The organism is Thermotoga petrophila RKU-1, from assembly GCF_000016785.1.
Taxonomy (GTDB): domain Bacteria; phylum Thermotogota; class Thermotogae; order Thermotogales; family Thermotogaceae; genus Thermotoga; species Thermotoga petrophila.
The window spans coordinates 54,934-72,625 of record NC_009486.1; the positions used below are offsets into that span (position 1 = coordinate 54,934).

Genomic DNA, 17,692 nt, shown 5'->3' on the forward strand with positions numbered 1-17,692 from the left:
TCACCCCTTTGCGAGTCTCAACACCTCGTTTATGAACTCTTTCTCGGGATAAGCCCCTACGAAGAATTTCGATGGATCTCTGTTCACAACGATATGGGGAACAGAAGAGACTCCGAATTCCTCACTCAGCTCCCAGTATTCGTTCGCTTCTATCATTTCTCCTATTATCTTGTCGCTGGCCATGGCCATGTTGTGAGCCATGAGAACCGCCCTGGGGCAGTAGGGACACGTTGGTGTAACAAACACACTGATCCTTATCGGTTCCTCGAGACTCTGGAGTTTCTGAATGCTCTCCTCGGAAAGCTGCGGTTTTCCTTCAGAGACGGTGATGATATCTTGAATGAGTGTTCCAAATTCGTGTCCTGAAGGGACTCCGTAGAATCTAATACCGTAATCCTTACCATCCTCGGGCAGAAGAATTGTAGCAGGGACCATTTCCACCTGGTACTTTTCCACCGCTTCTTTGTCGCTGTCGAAATCGTGAATTTCAAGTTCGAGCTTTGGATCGACAGAAACGAGTTCCTCCAGGACCTGCTCCGTGATTTCGCAGTACTGACAGCGCGTTTTGTCTTTCGTCTTGAAAAAGACGATCTTTACCTTTCTTTTGAGTTCTTTCCCAAAGAGATCCTTGAGATAAGCAATGTCCTTGTCCGACAAGATACCCATTTTTTCACCTCCAATATAATTCTACCAAATTAGTCGAACTTGTCTACTCCGTTTAGTAAACCTATTGTTACACCAAGAACAAGCAAGATTGAAATCACGAAAGGATTCTTTAGATCTGCATTCGAAAAGACAATGTACAGACCAAAAAACTTCAGGGCAGGTTTTACAAAGGATTTGAAGAGCTTTTTTCTGATCTGATAAAGGCTGAATTCTCTGTCATTGTATCCAAAGGAGAGAAACATAACGCGGTACTGTTCATTTATACTCATCAGAAAATGAACAGATTCTCCAAGAAAGAAAAACACTGCAAGAACGACAACCATAAGATAGAAAAAGAGAGAATTCAACATCCAGGAAAACAGGTAAATGAGACCCAGTATGGTGAACTCGTTGAATATTTTGAGGGCGCTCAGATCAATTTTTTCTCTTCTTTTCAGATAGAGATAGGAAAAGAAGACAGATACAAAGAATCCAACAACAGAAAAGGACAGCCCTTCAAGGAGCCAAATCATTTCTCATCCCTCTTGTTTTCTTCCTTTTTGAAAATTTCAGATATGGCTCCCAGGCTTGCGAGTATGGAACTCGCTTCAAATGGGAGGAATATCTTTGTCGCCTGACCGTTAGCCATTTCCTTCAGCGTCTCAAGGTACCTGACGGTGAGAAGATCCTTGGTCGGATTTCCTTCGTGTATCGCGTTGAAAACGAGTTTTATCGCCTCAGCCTGTCCACGGGCTTCGAGAATGAGTTTTTGCATGTTCGCTTCTGCGACTCTCTTTATGGCTTCCGCTTCACCCTCTGCTCTCAAAATGGCCGCGTTTTTCTCACCTTCTGCTTTCAATATTTCCGCCTGTTTGTAACCCTCCGCTTCCAGTATGGCCGCTCTTTTTGTTCTCTCCGCCTTCATCTGCTTACTCATAGCATCGGTGATATCCTGAGGTGGATCTATCTTTTTGATCTCAACCCGTGTGATTCTCACACCCCACTTGTCCGTTGCTTCGTCGAGAACAGTTCGAAGCTTCATGTTTATTCTTTCCCTGGATGTGAGCGTTTGATCGAGCTCCAGTTCACCTATGACGTTTCTCAGATTCGTCTGAGCGAGCTTTATGGTGGCCATCTCGAAGTTGCTCACGTTGTAAACCACCCTGTACGCGTCGGTGATCTCGTAGTAGATCACGGCATCTACCGTCACAACCACGTTATCTCTTGTTATGACCTCCTGTGGAGGAACATCAATGACTTTTTCTCTCATGTCTACCTTTATCATTCGCTCGAAGAAGGGAATTATGAAATGTACTCCAGACCCGACTTCTCTTTTGAACTTCCCGAGCCTTTCCACAAGCCCCCGTTCGTACGGACGCACGATCCTTATAGAACTCGCAGCCAGTACGATCAGGAAGAAAACCAGAACAACAAGAGCTATCAACATAGAAACACCTCCCTCATACTCTTTTTACAACCACATGGGCACCTTCCACCTTCATTATCTTCACGTGTTCTCCTTTCTCTATGACCTCATCGTCGTCTTCCGCGTACGCCCTCCACACATCTCCATCGATCTTCACAAGGCCAGTTCCCTTTCTGTTGTCTATTGTCTCAATGACGAGAGCCACCTTTCCAGCGATCTCTTCAACATGGATCTTTCTCGGAGATTCCCAGTTCTGAACCAGCCTTCTCGTGAAAAAGACGAGTACTATAGATACAGCTGCAAAGACTATGATTTGAACATATACTCCAAGATAAAGTGACACCAGAGAAGCGGCAAGGGCGCCCACTCCAAACCAGAATATGAAGAATGTAGGTGTGAGAATTTCCGCAACCATAAGGATCACACCGAGAACAAGCCAGAACACCCAGGCTTCCATATTTTCGCCCCCTCACATTTCAAACACCTTTCTTGGATCCATGTAAAGGATCTCTACATCAGGCATTTCCTCCTTGTATTTTTTTATGACCGACTTGAGCTGTCTTATGTAACGGGTGGAAATGTGGTAGAGAATGACTTTTTTGACACCCGCTGCTTTCACAGACTCCATCACTTCGTCTATGGCAGCGTGGTTCTTGTACCTTCGGTCGCGTGCGTCCAGGAAAGTACACTCGTGGATGAGCAATTCCGTTCCACGAATCTCCTCAGGATCGAGCGCCAGCGAGTCCCCGCTGATAGTGAGAACCTTTTTGTGGTATTCTTCAGTGACGAAGTCTCTGCCTTTTTCTTTTACAAGACGTGAGATTTCTTTGCTGTCCAATCCTTGGAATTCTTTCTTCAATTTTCTTCTAACTTCGAATATGTGATAACCAAAGCTCACTTCGGAGGAAACGTGTTTCGTTCTGAACGGCTGAACATACCTTTTGAATCCCCCTGCGTCCCTCAGAAAAACCTTCTCACCTTCCTTCAAAGGGTGAACGTTGAAAGAGAATCTGAGATCGGGGTTTGCTCTCTTTATGAATTCGGTGTACTCCTCCACGGCTCTGTTTCCCCTTGGATAAAAAACGTCGAGTGGCTTTTCTCTGTCTCCCATACCGTTGTTCCTTATGTTCACAACTCCCCACAATCCCGCTATGTGATCCACGTGCCCATGAGTGAGAAAGACGTATTTGAAGGCGTACACCTTACTTCCAAGAATCGTGGAGACTCCTTCTCCCGCATCGAAAAGTATGCGCTCCGGCGAATAATAGATCCAGGTGGAAAACAGCGCCTTCGAAAACCCTATGATGTTCATTCTTCTCTCTCCACCTTGATCTTTATAGTGTCCTTCACACCCCCTGGCAGATTGACTTCCAGAGAGTACTCACCCAGTTCTTTTATGGGTTTGTCCAGTTTAAACCACCTTTTATCGAGCTTCAAACCGGTGGTTTTTGAGATCTCTTCTGCGAGTGTTGCGGCTGTGACAGCTCCGAATATCTTTCCGCCTTCACCCGCTTTGACCTTCACAACGTGAGTTCTTTTCTTCAATTCCTTGAGGATCTTTTCACTCTCTTCTCTTTCTCGCTCTTTTTTTCTTTTCTCTATTTCCTTTTCGTGTTTTATCGCCCTTTCAAGCCCCTCCGTGTATTCTTTTGCAAAACCACGGGGTATGAGGTAGTTCCTCGCGTACCCATCCGAAACTTCTTTGATCTCACCCTTTTTCCCGATCTTTGGAACGTCCCTGAGAAGTATCACCTTCAAAACAAATCACCTCCTGAAAATTTTTCCTTATCTATTCTATCATGCTTGATTGATATAATCTTGAAAAGAGGAGGTGTGAAGTGTGAAGAAAGCGATAGTTCTGTGTGCTGGAAAAGGGACAAGACTCAGACCGCTCACGTTCACAACCGCCAAACACCTTATTCCTATTGCTAACAAGCCTATTCTCTTCTACAGTCTGGAAAATATCGCACAAGCTGGTATCGAAGAAGTGGGGATCGTGGTGAGCCCTCACAACGCCGAAGAGTTTAAAAGCATAGTTGGTACAGGCGAAAACTTCGGCCTCAGGATCTCTTACATCATTCAGGAAGAACCTAAGGGCCTTGCACGCGCCGTCTGGGTTTCACGAGAATTTCTCGGAGACGAGGATTTCATGATGTATCTGGGAGACAACCTCATTCTCGAAGATCTGGGAAAATTCGTGAAAGATTTTGAAAATTCGGACTATGCCGCTTCAATTCTGCTATCACCAGTCAAGGATCCAACCCGTTTCGGTGTAGCCGTGATGGAAGGTGACAGAGTGATAAAGGTTGTGGAAAAACCCAAAACACCTCCCAGCAACCTCGCCATAGTGGGTCTCTATCTTTTCAAAAGTAAGATCTTCGAAGGGATAAAGAACATAAGACCTTCTTGGAGAGGAGAACTCGAGATAACGGACGCCATCGAATACCTTATTGAGAAGGGTGAAAAGGTTCGGGGTTACATCGTTTACGGTTGGTGGAAAGACACTGGAAAGCCTGAAGATCTGCTAGAAGCCAACAGGAAGATCCTGATGGAGACAACCGAAGAATTTCTCGGGGAAATGGATGACAAGTCCTCCATACAAGGGCCTGTGAGAATAGGAAAAGCGTCGAAAATCGTCAATTCTGTGATCAGAGGTCCTGTAGTTATAGGAGAGAATTGTTTCATAAAGAACTCCTACGTGGGGCCTTACTCTTCGATAGGAAACAGCGTGATACTTGAAGACTGTGAAGTGGAAAACAGCATTGTGATGGATGAATGTTCCATAACGGGTGTGGAAAAAAGGATAGACTCTTCCATACTGGGAAAGGGAGTTTCTGTGAGGGGATCACAGAAGAGACCCGCGAGTTTGAATCTCATCCTGGGAGACATGAGTCGGGTGGAACTTTAAAAAAGAGGGGCTTTGAGCCCCTCTTATTGTTTCGTCCATTTCACGATGATAGGTGAGACAATGTAAAACGAGGAGTACGTCCCCACAATCGTCCCCACCGTCATTCCGAAAGCGAAAGGTTTGACGGCGTTTCCAGCGAACAGAAGAAGGACAAAAACGACGAAGAACGTGGTGAGAGAGGTGTTTATCGTTCTGGCGAGCACCTGATTTATACTCATGTTCACGATGTTCTCCATGTTCCTCCCGCGATATCTTCTCATGTTCTCCCTGATCCTGTCTGAAAGAACGATCGTGTCGTTGAGAGAGTAACCAAGCAGTGTGAGAAACGCTGCCACCGCCGCGACGTTTATCTCGTAGCCGAACAGCGAGAAGAATCCCATGGTGATGAGCACATCGTGTATCAGAGCCACAACGGCGGCGATTCCGAAGATGAACCTGAACCTGATGGTTATGTAGATGAGGAGCACGACAAGAGCCACCAGAATCGCTGTCCACGTTCCCCTTCTGATTTCCTCGGCCGCCGTTCCACTGATCTCATTGAAGGACACCACCTTACCAGAAAGGAGTTTTTCCATCTCTTCTTGAATCTTCTGCTTTTCATCTGGTTCGTAAGTTTTCGGAACGATGATGGAGTACTTCTGAACGTTTGAAGGATCACCCGCGGAACGAATCTCAACTATTCTCGCCTTTGCAAATTCCTCAGAGATTTGAGAGATGGCTGTCCTTATGTCATCTTCAGTGACCTGCTTGTTTTCAAATCTCACTATGATTTCAGAGCCACCGGTGAACTCCACACCGAAGTTGAATCCTCTCGTGAATATGGAAACGATGGATACCGCTATCAGTATCAGCGAGATCGTGATGAAGATTTTCGACTTTCCCATGAAATCAATTTCTTTTCTCATTGTCCGGTCCCTCCCTGTGCCTCACCGGCTCTGAAGGGTTTTATGAAGCGCGCAAGTGCATCGAGAAGCAGACGGCTGAACACCAGATTCACAAAGATACTGCCAAGTACACCGATGATCAGAGTGATGGCAAAGCCTTTGATGGTTCCGGTGCCAAAATAGTAGAGGATGAGACCTGTGAGTATCGTCGTGATGTTCGCATCAAGTATCGTTGAAAGCGATCTATCAAAACCAGCCGCTATGGAAGTTTTAACAGGTTTACCCAACCTCATCTCTTCTTTTATCCTTTCGTATATGATCACGTTTCCATCGACGGTCGTTCCTATAGTGAGGATGATACCAGCTATTCCAGGGAGGGTGAGGATGAATTTGCCGGCCGCCATCACACCAAGAAGCAGTACGGTGTTGTAAATGAGCGCAAGATCGGCGACTATTCCCATCGTTCTGTAATAGATGATCATGTAAGCGAGAACGAGTATGAGTCCGATTATTCCCGCTTTCAGGGAGGCATCGATCACATCACGTCCAAGGAGTGGTGCAACCCATCCCGAAGAGGTTTTTACGAGCCTTGCGGGAAGTGCACCGCTTCTCAGAATGGCAGCGAGTTGTTTCGCTTCTTCCAGTGAGAAGTTACCTGTTATCTCTGCCTTCCCATCAGTTATGATTGCAACTACCTGACCAGCGAACTGAACAACGTTATCGAGCACTATGGCGAGTCTCTTCTTTGGATCGTAGGTCCCTTCGGGAACGTACAGCGCCTGTGTGATCCTCTTGAACACATCAACATACTCTTTTGAAAGCTCAAAAGAGACCTTGTAGCCGTATCTTCCAGTTCTTGTCTCCACTTCCGGTCTTGCATACACGATTCTTGGAGCTTCAAGAACCAGGTCTTTCCTACCCATTATCTCTTTTTTCACGAGGTACCACTTTCCGTCTCTTCCTTTGAGCCATACCGCGTTCTCTCTTCTGGCTTCAAGGGAAAGTTCAGGTACTTTGCTGGGATCTTCACCGAGGTACTCATCGAGAACCTGAGCAAAATAAAGGACACCCGTCGATCCGATCAACTTTTCTGCCTGGACCGTGTCGGTCGCTCCGGGTATTTCCACCACTATGTAGTATTTGTTATCCCGGAGTACTTTATTCACAGCTGCTTCTGTGTAACCAGCCGCATCGAGCCTGTTTCTCAACACAGTCCACACGTCATCCACAACATCGGAAGGATTTTCCGTTTCCTGAAGAACTTCAACCATGTATTCGATCCTTGCACCACCTTTTATATCCAAACCAAGACGAATATTGGATATCCATCCTCCTTTACTGGGCCAAAAGATGGCGAGCAGAGCGCCAGCCAGTACCAGTAGAACCACTACGAGTCTTACTCTGTCTCCCCTCATTCATCATCCCTCCTGATCTTCCTGTGACCTCTCCTTTATAACCGTGGAAATAGCTCTTTTTGTTATCTCGAGTTCCGTGGAATTTGCCGTTTTGATCTTGACGGTGTCTTTTTTGATATCGATGACTTTCCCGACAATTCCTCCGATTGTGACGACCGTGTCTCCTCGTTTCATCTGACTTATCATCTGCTGGAACTGTTTTTCCCTTCTCCTCTGGGGAAGGATGATCATGAAGTAAAAAATAGCTATGAAGAATATCAGCATGAAGAGTAGACTTCCCCAGCCACCACCTGTTGTGGTTGTGGTGGTACCGTTCGAAGCACCTGGAGCTGCTGCGTAGATGATCTCAGGCATTCTCCTTTCCTCCCTTCTCAAATATCAATTGAAGCCGTCTGTAAACCAGTGGAACCAAAATGAATTGAAGAACGATACCGGGAATACCCGTGGTGAAACTCAACAAAATGGAGGTTAACGGCTGAAGCTTGATACCAATGAGAGCCCCAAGAACGTAGTAAGAAACCGAGTAAACGAGTCTTCCAAGAACCACAGCGATGAGGATTCTAACGAATATGTTTTTCTTCATAACCCCCATAACGAAACCGTACGTGAACACCTCAGGTATCATAAAGAGAAACATTGGAAATGGTGGCATTCCCATCGTTAAAAACGAAAGAATAGGAAGTACCGCACCTGTTACTCCTCCCACAAAGGCTCCAGAGGTCGCTCCAGCGAGCATAGCTACCAGGTGAAGAGGCAAGAACATTCTCCCAAGGTTCACCAGGTGAAAAAGATAGGCAAGAGCTACACCAACAGCGAGCCACATGGCAGTGTAGGTCAGCTTCCGCATCTGCATATCACCCCTCTTTTTCGAACTTCGAATTGATTATATCATCTATTATGTTCCTGGCGTTTTTCACATCCTGGTCAATAGCAGCCTTCAGCTCTTCGATTGAATCAAATTTCTTCTCTTCCCTCATGAATTTCAACACTTCCAGTTTCAGCTTCTTTCCGTAAAGATCGCCTTCGAAATCCAGGATGTACACCTCGTACTTCACGTTTCTCGCATCACCCACGGTGGGCCTGAAACCCACGTTCATGACACCAAATTTTTTCTTTCCATCTGGAAAATGAACTCTCACCAGATAAACTCCTCTTTTCAAATCTACAAGTTTTTCATTTCCTCTATCGATGTTAGCGGTTGGAAATCCCAACTTTCTTCCAAACTCCCTGTCTCTGTGGACGATTCCTTCGATCTCGAAATATCTGCCAAGATACACAGGTATTTCCTCTGCTCTTCCCTTCTGAACGAGATCTCTGATCAGAGAACTGCTCACTCTTATTCCCTGAACAACGATATCTTCAATTTCATAGACTTCCACACCTTTCTTTCTGAGAAAAGACGTGTCTCCACTCGCGTTCTTGCCAAATCTGAAATCCCTTCCAACAACAACAGCCGATACTCCAGATAGATACCTTTCGACGAACCCTTCTGGGGTGAGATCTTTTATTCTGAAAAAATCCAGAACAACGGTTCTGGCGTAGCGAGAGAGCATCTCCACCCTGCTTTCTACCGTCATGAGAAGACCGGGAAAATTCGGCGAGAAATATTCGGGAGGATAGGATATGGTGTAGATCAGGCTATCGTCCTTCCTGAAAAATGCTATTTCCTTCATGGTCCTCAAGACCTTCTGATGCCCGATGTGAACTCCATCGAAAACTCCGATGCTGACAACCATTCCTTTCACCTCGTGTTAAAGACCTTTCTGAGAGTCAAAACTCGCTCGTTTCTTTCGTGCTTTCTCAAGGTTTCCAGAAAAGAAGAATTTCTTTCCGCTTCAGCCAGAGCAAGTAACCGTCCTTCTTCGTTGAATACTCTGACAACTTCCCCCTTTTTGAAACCGTCCCATTCTTTGAGCATCTCAAGGTGTATTTGAGAACCGTTGAGAATCGTTTTCGTTGATTCCTGATGAACGACAACACGCGGCAGCCACTCAAGGCATTTTTCGAGTGGTATGATCCTGTTTTCAATCTCTTCAGGAGCGGCTTCGAATACGTTCAAACTTTCCTCAATTGTATAAGATCCCACGCTCTCTCGTACGAGCTCAACGGCGGTGGCACCACAGCCGAGCTTGTAACCTATATCCATACAGAGAGATCTTATGTAGGTGCCGGGAGACACTTCCGCTCTGAAAGAGACGTCTCTCCCCTCAACATTCACATCCCATATCTTGAAGATCTTCACTCGCTTTGGAGGAAGATTTATGATCTTTCCCTCTCTCGCCAGTTTGTAGAGACGTTCGCCTTTGTGTTTCTTGGCAGAATAAGCGGGCGGAACCTGGTCGTATTCTCCCACAAAGGAAAAGATTGCTTCTCTTATTTCTTCTTCGGTGGCATTGCATTCTCGTTCCTCAACAACTTCGCCTGTTATATCGAAGGTCTCAGTTATCAAACCGAGCCTCATCTTCACCCAGTACACCTTTTTCAAATCTTTGTAGAACTCAAGAATTCTCGTACCTTGGTTGACACCGATTATGAGAACACCACAGGCGAACGGATCGAGAGTTCCACCGTGTCCGACTTTCCTCGTCTTCAATTTTTTTCTCACTTCGTCCACAACATCGTGCGATGTGGGTCCTTTAGGTTTGTAGGCTACAAGGATTCCGTGCTTCACTCTTCTTCCTTATCCTCCTCTTTCTTTTCTTTGTCCTTCAGAGGATCGTATCCAAGTTGAACCAGCAGCTGGTGAACTTTTACACTCGCTTCTATGCCTTTGTCCTCGTAAAAGCGGATTTCCGGAGCAACGTAGAGCCTCAGATTTTTGGAGATAAAGGTTCTGAAAAAACCCTTCGCCCTGTTCAATATTTCAACCGTTTCCTTTCGTTCTTCCGGTGTTCCGAGAAAACTGACATAGACGTCTGCGTACCTTTTGTCCTTTGATAACTCCACTCTGGAAAAAGTGACAAAATCTTTCTTCAAGCGGGGATCTCTCAGCTGTTGAAGTGCTTCCATCAAAAGTTTTTGAATCTCCGATTCGAGCATGGCCTTTCTATAGGCTGGATTCATTCTTTCCACCTCCTAATCTATCTGCAAGAATTCCTGAGCCTTGCTGTACTTCTCCTTAGATTTATCCAGTATTCGCAAAAAAGTTTTCGGTTTCATCTTCAATACATTCAAGGCGAAAGGTGAAAGTTCCGGATCTCCCCACGAAAGAGATGCTCCTCTCATCATGATATTCGCTATCACATCTCCAATGTGGACCATAGAAACTTGATTGACGAAGAGTTCGTTTGGGTTACCCTCGACGTTGTGGTGGTATTCAGCAGACAAAATAAGAAGATCTGGAAAGTTCCACTTCCTGAGCAACTTTGCGCCCACTTCGGAGTGCGGTGGAATCCCAAGCTCCTCTTCTATGTCTATGAGGTTCCTCTTCGTCTTTTGAGCGATTCTGACTTCCGCTTCGAGTATATCGGAGAACAGGAGATCATAAACCACTTTGCCCAGATCGTGGAGGAGTCCTGCTATGAAGATCTCCTCCTTGAGGGGATAGCCCATTGTTTCCGCGATCGTTTCCGAAGCGATAGCAGTCGCTATGAAATGTTCCCAGAGTTTTTCGCGATCGATGCCGGAAGAACCGTTTTTGAAAACCATATCGTAAGTGAAAACGCTGAGAGCGAGATTTCTCACCGTTTTGAAACCAAGGATCATCACCGCTTCACTCAACGTGGTTATCTTTCTTGGAACGCCATAATAGGCTGAGTTGGCCAGCTTCAACACCCTGGCGCTCAGACTTGCGTCCATCATGAGAGTGTTCGCTACTTCTGTCGAAGACGCATCCGGCTTCGAACAAACGGCGATTATCCTTTGAACAACAACATTCGGTGAGGGTAACTTGTCTATCTCTTCAATTATCCTGTCTATTATCTTCGCCGGCACGGTCTTTTGGGATCCATACAAAGAATCTGGATCCCTTCCCCACCTCACTTTCCACCCATATCTTGCCGCCGTGAAGTTCCACGATCTCTTTTGTTATGGTAAGGCCAAGTCCTGTTCCAGGCACTTCGTAGGTCAACGAAGAATCTACCCTGTAAAACTGTTCGAATATCCTATCCTTTGCGTGATCCGGTATTCCTATACCGTTGTCTTCCACGGTTATGAGAACACCGCCATCTTTCTCATCCAAGATCACCCTCACGTACTTGTCGGGTACATCTTTCTTTGAATACTTCACCCCGTTGTTGAGAAGATTCAAAAGTACCTGTCTGATTCTTGTTGGATCGACGTAAGCTTCCACAGGGCATGGAACATTACTCTCAAAGAGAACATTCACGTTGTGAGATGAAGCAAATTCCTTGATCGCGTTCACCGCACTTTCTATGAGACCACAGAGATCAATTTTTTCTCTGTTTATTTGAAGGGATTTTCTTTCAAGCCTAGAAAAGTCAAGTAACTCGTTCAGGAGATTTTCAAGGTGGCTGCTTTGATCCATTATCACTTCGAGGAATTCCTTGAGGGTACCGAGATCCAGTTCCTCCAGAGTGTTGTAAATTGTCTCCGCATAAGCTTTTATGGCTGTTAGAGGGGTTCTTAGCTCGTGCGAGATATTCGCTATGAATTCCGTTTTCATCCTGTCTATACGCTTCAGTCTTTCGAGTTCTTTCGATTCCGTTACGTTTTCAACGATCGTCAGCGCCTGGACTTCACTGCCGAGGACAAGAGGTATCGAGGTGATGGAAAAGAATTCTTCCCCTGATATCACTTCACCCACTCTTTGTGTTCGCAGAGATATTGCTTCTTCTGATAGAGAAATGGCCTTTTTCAAAACTTCATCTGGAAAATTCTCTTCTTTGAACTTTTCATTCTGGAATTTTATTTCTCCACTCGAGTAAACAAAGATCCCTTCTGGAAGACCATTGAGAATAACGTTCACGTAGTTGTAAGTTTCTTCTAATTCTCTGTACAGCTTTATATTTTCCAGAACGATCGCTGAAAGAAACGAAAGAACTTTGAAAATCTCCGTTTCTTCCATCGATGGCTGGTGGTTAAGGAGTACGATTAAACTCCCAAACATCCTGTCTTGTTTCACAACAGGAACTATTCCAACATAACCGTACCCATCTTCCACAAAGACAGGATTGGATTGTCTGATGGACCAGTCAATGAACTCTTCGAATCTTTTTATATCGACATCTCTTCCCCAGATTTTTCTCTTGTTTTCATCGACGAGGATCACTTCTTTAATATCAACCACTTTCTTTACAAGGTCCAAAAGACCCTGAAGAATATCGTTTTCTGTTTTCGCATTGGAAAACTCCATTATCATTATCGAAAGGAGTAAAAACAGACGATCGCTCTGTTTTTTTATCTTTTCTTGTGTTTCCTCCAAGGAAAAATCACCTCACGATTTCCGTCGCCGCTTTTCTCAGACGATTCATCACAGCAAACAGAATTCCCCGTTCTTCAAATCCCTCAACAATTATATACTCTTTACCCCTTTTTTCTGCTTCTCGCAGAACAGAAAAGATGTTTTGGGCGATACTGTAGGGATTTTTCAAAGATCCCACAACGATTATATCGTCATACAGCTCCTTTCTCTCATCAACACAGATGACCACATGGTTTGGATACTTTTTCAATACTTCTTCCATCTTCGTCAAATCTTCTACGAGTATCAAAGGCTTTGAAGGAGCGTAGTGTCGGTATTTCATTCCCGGTGCAAGCGGTCTGCCTTTAAAATTCCCTTTTCGTACGAAATCAGGTACTACGAGTTCCGGAAAGAGCTCCCTCAATCGCTCAACCTCCACTGGCCCTGGCCTCAGAAGAACGGGCTTTTCTTTTGTGAGGTCCACAATGGTGGACTCCAGGCCAAAGGGGGTATTCCCCGCGTCGATTATCAGCTTAACTTTACCCATGAAGTCTTCTATGACGTGTTGCACGTTGGTAGCGCTGGGTCTCCCCGATAGATTTGCGCTTGGAGCGGCTATAGGATTTCCAAAGAGTTCTATCAACTTCAGGGCCACCGGATGTGCCGGCATCCTCACAGCCACTGTTGAAAGACCAGCGGTCACCACGAGAGGTATCTTTTCAGATTTTTTTCGAAGAATAACTGTCAGCGGTCCCGGCCAGAACTTTTTCAAAAAGTCCAGATGAGCTTCATAACCCTCTGCGATTTCTTCCAGCTGATCGAAAGAATGTATATGAACAATGAGGGGATTGTCAGTGGGTCTTCCCTTCAACTCGAAGATCTTCCTGCAGGCTTCTTCGTTGTACGCGTCCGCTCCTATTCCGTAAACGGTTTCAGTGGGGAAAATGATAACTTCTCCGTTCCGGAGAAGCTCGACTGCTTCTTTCAAAACTTCTTCGTCGGGGAAGAGGGGATCCACCTTTAACACTTTAGTCACAGGTTTCTCCCTCCTGATATGATACAAAATAAAGGGGCTCTCTGGAGCCCCCTGTGGTGCCGAGGGCGGGACTTGAACCCGCACGGGGTCATCCCCCAGCTGATTTTGAGTCAGCCGCGTCTGCCATTCCGCCACCTCGGCCCTCCAATATATATAGTACCAGTTTCTTCTTTTTAAAGTCAAGATCAGAGAATTTCGCTTTCTTCTTGAATTCTTTTAAAATGTGTGCTAAACTTATTATTAGCACTCAAAAGAAGGGAGTGCTAAATCATGAGAAGGCTCAACAGGAAGAACAGTGATGCTTCGAAAAAATTGAATGATCGCCAGAGAAAGGTGCTTTACTGCATCGTGAGAGAGTACATAGAAAACAAAAAACCCGTGAGCTCACAGAGAGTTCTGGAAGTGAGCAACATAGAGTTCAGCAGTGCCACTATAAGAAACGATATGAAAAAACTGGAATATCTTGGATACATATACCAGCCCCACACATCAGCAGGTAGGATTCCAACTGACAAGGGGCTGAGGTTTTACTACGAGGAGATGTTGAAAATCTCAAAAGAGACATCAGAAGCAGATCTTGCTGTGGAGACTTTCAAATCGATGCCCCTAGCTGATCCAGAAAAAGTTCTCTTCCTCGCGGGAAATCTCTTAGCCCGATTGACGGAGGGTTACGTCCTCATAGAAAGACCAAACACCAGAGATTTGAAAATACTCAGGGTGATGCTCATTCCCGTTTCGGAGGATTACCTCATCTTTTCCATATTGACGGAGTTCGGTGTTTCCAGAGTTACTCCCATCAAAACTCAGGAACGACTGAATTGGGAAGAAATCGAAAGACAACTCAATTTCCTCCTCAGAGGCAAAACAATAGGAGAAGTATTGTTGGGTAGAATAGAAAGCCTGAAAGGGAGTGGATTCCTCAGACTGATAGAATCTCTAATAGGCGAGACCATCGAAAGATATCTGGATGCAGGTCTTGAAAACCTTCTAAAAGACGAGACACTCGCTCTGGAAGACATCAGAAACCTTCTTGAAGAGATCAAAGATCAGAAATTTCTTGAGAGCTTAGTTGGAGAAGGCATAAGCGTCATGATAGGAAGGGAAATTGGCAGAAAAAATCTGGAGAAATTCGCTGTTTTTTCAGGAAGATACTTCAAAGGAGAATCTCCTATCGGTAGTGTGTACTTCTTCACGTCGAAGGTTACAAGGTACGATAGAAATCACAAAATATTTGAGTACATTTTGAACCGTCTTTCGGAGTATTTCACTTCGACCTCCAGGAGGTGAAAAAGATGAGTGAAAAGGACAAAAAGGAACTCACACAGGAATGTGAAGAACTGAAAGAAAAATATAAAGAACTGGAAGAGTACGCAAAAAGACTGAAGGCCGAATACGAAAACTACCGCGAGGAAGTCGCCCGTGAAAAAAGAGAACTGATAAAGAACGCAAACGAATACCTCATATTGAAACTCATTCCCGTTCTTGATGATTTCGAAAGGGCATTGAATCAAGGGGAAAAGAGAGACGCCTTCTATGAAGGCGTGAAAATGATATACAAAAAACTCCTGAACGTCTTGGAAAAAGAAGGACTCACAAAGATCCACGTAGGAGAGAAATTCGATCCCTTTGAACACGAAGCAGTTGAAAGAGTGGAAACGGAAGATGTGGAAGAGTACACCGTCCTCGAGGTAGTAGAGAGTGGTTACAAATTCCACGGGAAAGTCCTGAAACCCGCAAAAGTGAAGGTTGCAGTGAAACCACGAAAGAAGGAAGCAGAGAAGGTTGAAAAACCTTCTGACGAGAAGGAGTGATGAATCATGAAACGTGAAAAAAAGGACTACTACGAAATTCTCGGTGTTCCCAGAGACGCCACACAGGAAGAAATAAAAAGGGCTTACAAAAGACTGGTGAAAGAGTGGCACCCGGATCGACATCCAGAAAACAGAAAAGAGGCCGAACAACGTTTTAAGGAAATTCAGGAGGCCTACGAAGTCCTCAGCGATCCACAAAAAAGGGCCATGTACGATCGTTTCGGGTACGTAGGAGAACAGCCCACGTATCAGGAAACAGAATCTGGTGGCTTCTTCGAGGATATATTCAAAGAGTTCGAAAATATTTTCAACAGGGACATTTTCGATGTTTTCTTTGGTGAGAGACCCGGTCAGGAAGAGAAAAGAGAATACGCCCGAAGAGGTGAAGATATACGGTACGAAATAGAAGTAACTCTCTCCGATCTGATCAATGGAGCAGAGATACCCGTGGAATACGAAAGGTACGAAACCTGTCCGAGATGTGGCGGAACAGGCGTGGAACCCAATGCCGGATACATAAACTGTCCAAGTTGTGGTGGAACGGGAAGGATCAGAGAAGAACGAAGATCGTTCTTTGGTTACTTCGTCAGTGAGAGAACCTGTGAGAGATGCGGTGGCACGGGGAAGATTCCACGGGAATACTGCCACGAGTGTGGTGGAAGTGGTAGAGTTCTCAGAAAGGTCAGGAGAACGGTGAAAATACCGCCAAATGTGGAAGATGGAACTCAGCTTAGAATCACTGGCGGTGGAAATGCTGGATATTACGGCGGACCTTACGGTGATCTGATAGTCATCGTCCGCGTGAAACCAGATCCTAGATTCAAAAAATCCGGTTCGGATCTCGTGTACGATGTTACAATAGACTACCTCCAGGCCATTTTGGGAACAACCGTTGAAGTTCCCCTTCCAGAAGGTGGTACGACAATGCTGAAGATTCCTCCGGGAACTCAGCCGGAAACCGTCTTCAGATTGAAGGGAAAAGGCCTTCCAAACAGGTATGGAAGACGCGGAGATCTCATCGTAAATGTACACGTTGAGATACCAAAGACTCTTTCCAGAGAGGAAAGAAAAGTCCTTGAAGACCTGGCGAAAAAACGCGGGGTCACGATCGGTTAACGTTTGGGATTGACGAGTGCTTCTCTTACAACAAGCTTAACGTTATCTGGAACCGTGACTTCGACGGTGAAAGGGCCTCTTCGGACACTCATCCATCCCAGTCCTGCCACCGCCAGTTCTTCTCCTTCTTTTAATGTGAAAATTTCTCTCTTCCACTTGAAGTTTTCAAATTCTGTTTTGGAACACGGAGGAATCAACAGATCTCCCAGTCTGTTTCTCATGAGCTCATCTGCTCTTTCCCTCTTCGTTTCATGGAAGGTTACTTCTTTAGAGGAGAAAAGCAGAAAGATCGGATTCTTTTCTGTTTCAAAATGGATATCGAATCGGCACAGTCCCCCCATGAAGATGGTTCTTCCATTATCCGGCTTGAAGGTTTTCCTGGAGAGCTCTTCTCTTGGTAAAACTCTTTTTTGACATTCAGAATCCAGAAGATCGAGAATTCTATCGTTTGTCATGATACCTGGGGTATCGTAGAGATACAGATTCGCTTCTCTTACCTTTCTTCTGAGAATACCCAGAGTTGTCCCCGGGAAGGGACTTATGGTGTTCTCATGGGTACAGATCTTGTTCATCAGAGAAGATTTTCCAACGTTCGTTACTCCCACCACCAGCGCCTTGTCGGTCAACAGTGAAAGATACTTCACAAGCGAGCTCAGACCAAAACTTTTTTCAGCACTGACGATCCTTATGTCATCCGGATTGTGTACTCTTATCCTTTTCTTCACCCATTCTTTGATTTCCTTCACTGTAACCACCCTTGGCAGGAGATCGACCTTGTTTATGGCGTAGATAACCCTCTTCCCCTTCAAAATTTCTGCTATATCCTCTCTGTAAGTTCCCTCGAAATCGAAAATATCGATCACCCAGACCACAACATCGAATCCTCCAAGGTACGATTTCAACTGGTTTTTGAAATCCCAATTGAATTCGACTGGCTCCAGTTTGCCGTAATGTTTCATCCGAAAGCATCTTTGACAGAGTATTTCTCTTCCTTCTTCGAGCCTTCTTTCGTAGACCTCACGCGGGATGTACCCTGGTTTTTTTGGATCCTCAAACTGAATGGCTGCTCCGCATCCGGGACACTTCATC

21 protein-coding genes and 1 tRNA gene are annotated in these 17,692 nt (G+C 45.2%); 4 read left to right on the forward strand and 18 right to left on the reverse strand.

What is annotated here, in order from left to right; all coding sequences use genetic code 11:
• From pdo to rplI, 6 genes are read right to left on the reverse strand one after another with little or no spacing between them, the layout of a single operon-like run.
• The gene (gene pdo / locus TPET_RS00295) at positions 1–666 is read right to left on the reverse strand and encodes a protein disulfide oxidoreductase (RefSeq protein WP_011942762.1); all 666 of its coding nucleotides are present in this window, start codon (positions 664–666) and stop codon (positions 1–3) included.
• A gap of 29 nt (positions 667–695) precedes the next feature.
• Positions 696–1,178 (reverse strand): hypothetical protein, encoded by a 483-nt coding sequence (locus TPET_RS00300; protein WP_011942763.1) that lies wholly within the window; start codon positions 1,176–1,178, stop codon positions 696–698.
• On the reverse strand, positions 1,175–2,092 hold the full coding sequence (locus TPET_RS00305; protein ID WP_011942764.1) for an SPFH domain-containing protein: 918 nt from the start codon (positions 2,090–2,092) through the stop codon (positions 1,175–1,177). Before TPET_RS00305 ends, TPET_RS00300 begins: the two co-directional genes overlap by 4 nt.
• 13 nt (positions 2,093–2,105) lie before the next feature.
• Positions 2,106–2,528 (reverse strand): NfeD family protein, encoded by a 423-nt coding sequence (locus TPET_RS00310; protein WP_011942765.1) that lies wholly within the window; start codon positions 2,526–2,528, stop codon positions 2,106–2,108.
• Between the two features lie 12 nt (positions 2,529–2,540).
• Positions 2,541–3,383, reverse strand: coding sequence for a ribonuclease Z (rnz, locus tag TPET_RS00315; protein ID WP_011942766.1), 843 nt, complete (start codon positions 3,381–3,383; stop codon positions 2,541–2,543).
• Positions 3,380–3,829, reverse strand: a complete 450-nt coding sequence (gene rplI, locus TPET_RS00320) for a 50S ribosomal protein L9 (RefSeq protein ID WP_011942767.1) — start codon at positions 3,827–3,829, stop codon at positions 3,380–3,382. The genes rnz and rplI overlap by 4 nt, the downstream gene beginning before the upstream one ends.
• An 82-nt stretch (positions 3,830–3,911) precedes the next feature.
• Between rplI and TPET_RS00325 the strand changes: the two genes are divergently transcribed.
• A complete protein-coding gene (locus TPET_RS00325) occupies positions 3,912–4,979 on the forward strand; it encodes a glucose-1-phosphate thymidylyltransferase (protein WP_011942768.1) in 1,068 nt (355 codons plus the stop codon).
• 23 nt (positions 4,980–5,002) lie between these two features.
• Here the strand turns inward: TPET_RS00325 and secF are convergent, their stop codons facing one another.
• The 11 genes from secF to TPET_RS00380 form a co-directional block, all read right to left on the reverse strand.
• Entirely contained in the window at positions 5,003–5,884 is an 882-nt protein-coding gene (gene secF / locus TPET_RS00330) for a protein translocase subunit SecF (RefSeq protein WP_011942769.1), read from the reverse strand.
• Positions 5,881–7,278: a protein translocase subunit SecD gene (gene secD / locus TPET_RS00335; protein ID WP_011942770.1), complete on the reverse strand. Its 1,398-nt coding sequence runs from the start codon at positions 7,276–7,278 to the stop codon at positions 5,881–5,883. Before secD ends, secF begins: the two co-directional genes overlap by 4 nt.
• A gap of 3 nt (positions 7,279–7,281) precedes the next feature.
• Complete coding sequence (gene yajC / locus TPET_RS00340; RefSeq protein WP_011942771.1) at positions 7,282–7,632, reverse strand: preprotein translocase subunit YajC; 351 nt, start codon at positions 7,630–7,632, stop codon at positions 7,282–7,284.
• Positions 7,625–8,125, reverse strand: coding sequence for an ECF transporter S component (locus tag TPET_RS00345; protein WP_011942772.1), 501 nt, complete (start codon positions 8,123–8,125; stop codon positions 7,625–7,627). Before TPET_RS00345 ends, yajC begins: the two co-directional genes overlap by 8 nt.
• 7 nt (positions 8,126–8,132) lie before the next feature.
• A complete protein-coding gene (gene ribF, locus TPET_RS00350; protein WP_011942773.1) occupies positions 8,133–9,014 on the reverse strand; it encodes a riboflavin biosynthesis protein RibF in 882 nt (293 codons plus the stop codon).
• A 5-nt stretch (positions 9,015–9,019) separates the two neighbouring features.
• Positions 9,020–9,949 carry a tRNA pseudouridine(55) synthase TruB gene (gene truB / locus TPET_RS00355; RefSeq protein WP_011942774.1) on the reverse strand — a complete coding sequence of 310 codons (930 nt, stop codon included), beginning with the start codon at positions 9,947–9,949 and terminating at the stop codon, positions 9,020–9,022.
• On the reverse strand, positions 9,946–10,341 hold the full coding sequence (gene rbfA / locus TPET_RS00360; protein WP_011942775.1) for a 30S ribosome-binding factor RbfA: 396 nt from the start codon (positions 10,339–10,341) through the stop codon (positions 9,946–9,948). Before rbfA ends, truB begins: the two co-directional genes overlap by 4 nt.
• Positions 10,342–10,353: 12 nt before the next feature.
• Entirely contained in the window at positions 10,354–11,211 is an 858-nt protein-coding gene (locus TPET_RS00365; protein WP_011942776.1) for an HDOD domain-containing protein, read from the reverse strand.
• Positions 11,180–12,661: a sensor histidine kinase gene (locus TPET_RS00370; RefSeq protein ID WP_011942777.1), complete on the reverse strand. Its 1,482-nt coding sequence runs from the start codon at positions 12,659–12,661 to the stop codon at positions 11,180–11,182. The genes TPET_RS00365 and TPET_RS00370 overlap by 32 nt, the downstream gene beginning before the upstream one ends.
• A 7-nt stretch (positions 12,662–12,668) precedes the next feature.
• On the reverse strand, positions 12,669–13,676 hold the full coding sequence (locus TPET_RS00375) for an L-threonylcarbamoyladenylate synthase (protein ID WP_011942778.1): 1,008 nt from the start codon (positions 13,674–13,676) through the stop codon (positions 12,669–12,671).
• 54 nt (positions 13,677–13,730) lie between these two features.
• Positions 13,731–13,817: transfer RNA gene (locus tag TPET_RS00380), tRNA-Leu, on the reverse strand.
• A gap of 129 nt (positions 13,818–13,946) precedes the next feature.
• On the opposite strand from TPET_RS00380, the gene hrcA reads away from it, so the two are divergent.
• Genes hrcA through dnaJ form a run of 3 tightly spaced genes read left to right on the forward strand, consistent with a single transcriptional unit; the run spans position 13,947 to position 16,603 of the window.
• Entirely contained in the window at positions 13,947–14,963 is a 1,017-nt protein-coding gene (gene hrcA, locus TPET_RS00385; protein WP_011942779.1) for a heat-inducible transcriptional repressor HrcA, read from the forward strand.
• 5 nt (positions 14,964–14,968) lie between these two features.
• Positions 14,969–15,487, forward strand: coding sequence for a nucleotide exchange factor GrpE (locus TPET_RS00390; protein WP_011942780.1), 519 nt, complete (start codon positions 14,969–14,971; stop codon positions 15,485–15,487).
• Positions 15,488–15,493: 6 nt separating this feature from the next.
• Positions 15,494–16,603, forward strand: coding sequence for a molecular chaperone DnaJ (gene dnaJ, locus TPET_RS00395; RefSeq protein ID WP_011942781.1), 1,110 nt, complete (start codon positions 15,494–15,496; stop codon positions 16,601–16,603).
• Here dnaJ and yqeH read toward each other — a convergent pair.
• Positions 16,600–17,691, reverse strand: coding sequence for a ribosome biogenesis GTPase YqeH (gene yqeH, locus TPET_RS00400; RefSeq protein ID WP_011942782.1), 1,092 nt, complete (start codon positions 17,689–17,691; stop codon positions 16,600–16,602). The two genes, dnaJ and yqeH, sit on opposite strands and share 4 nt — an antisense overlap.
• Position 17,692 lies beyond the last annotated feature (1 nt).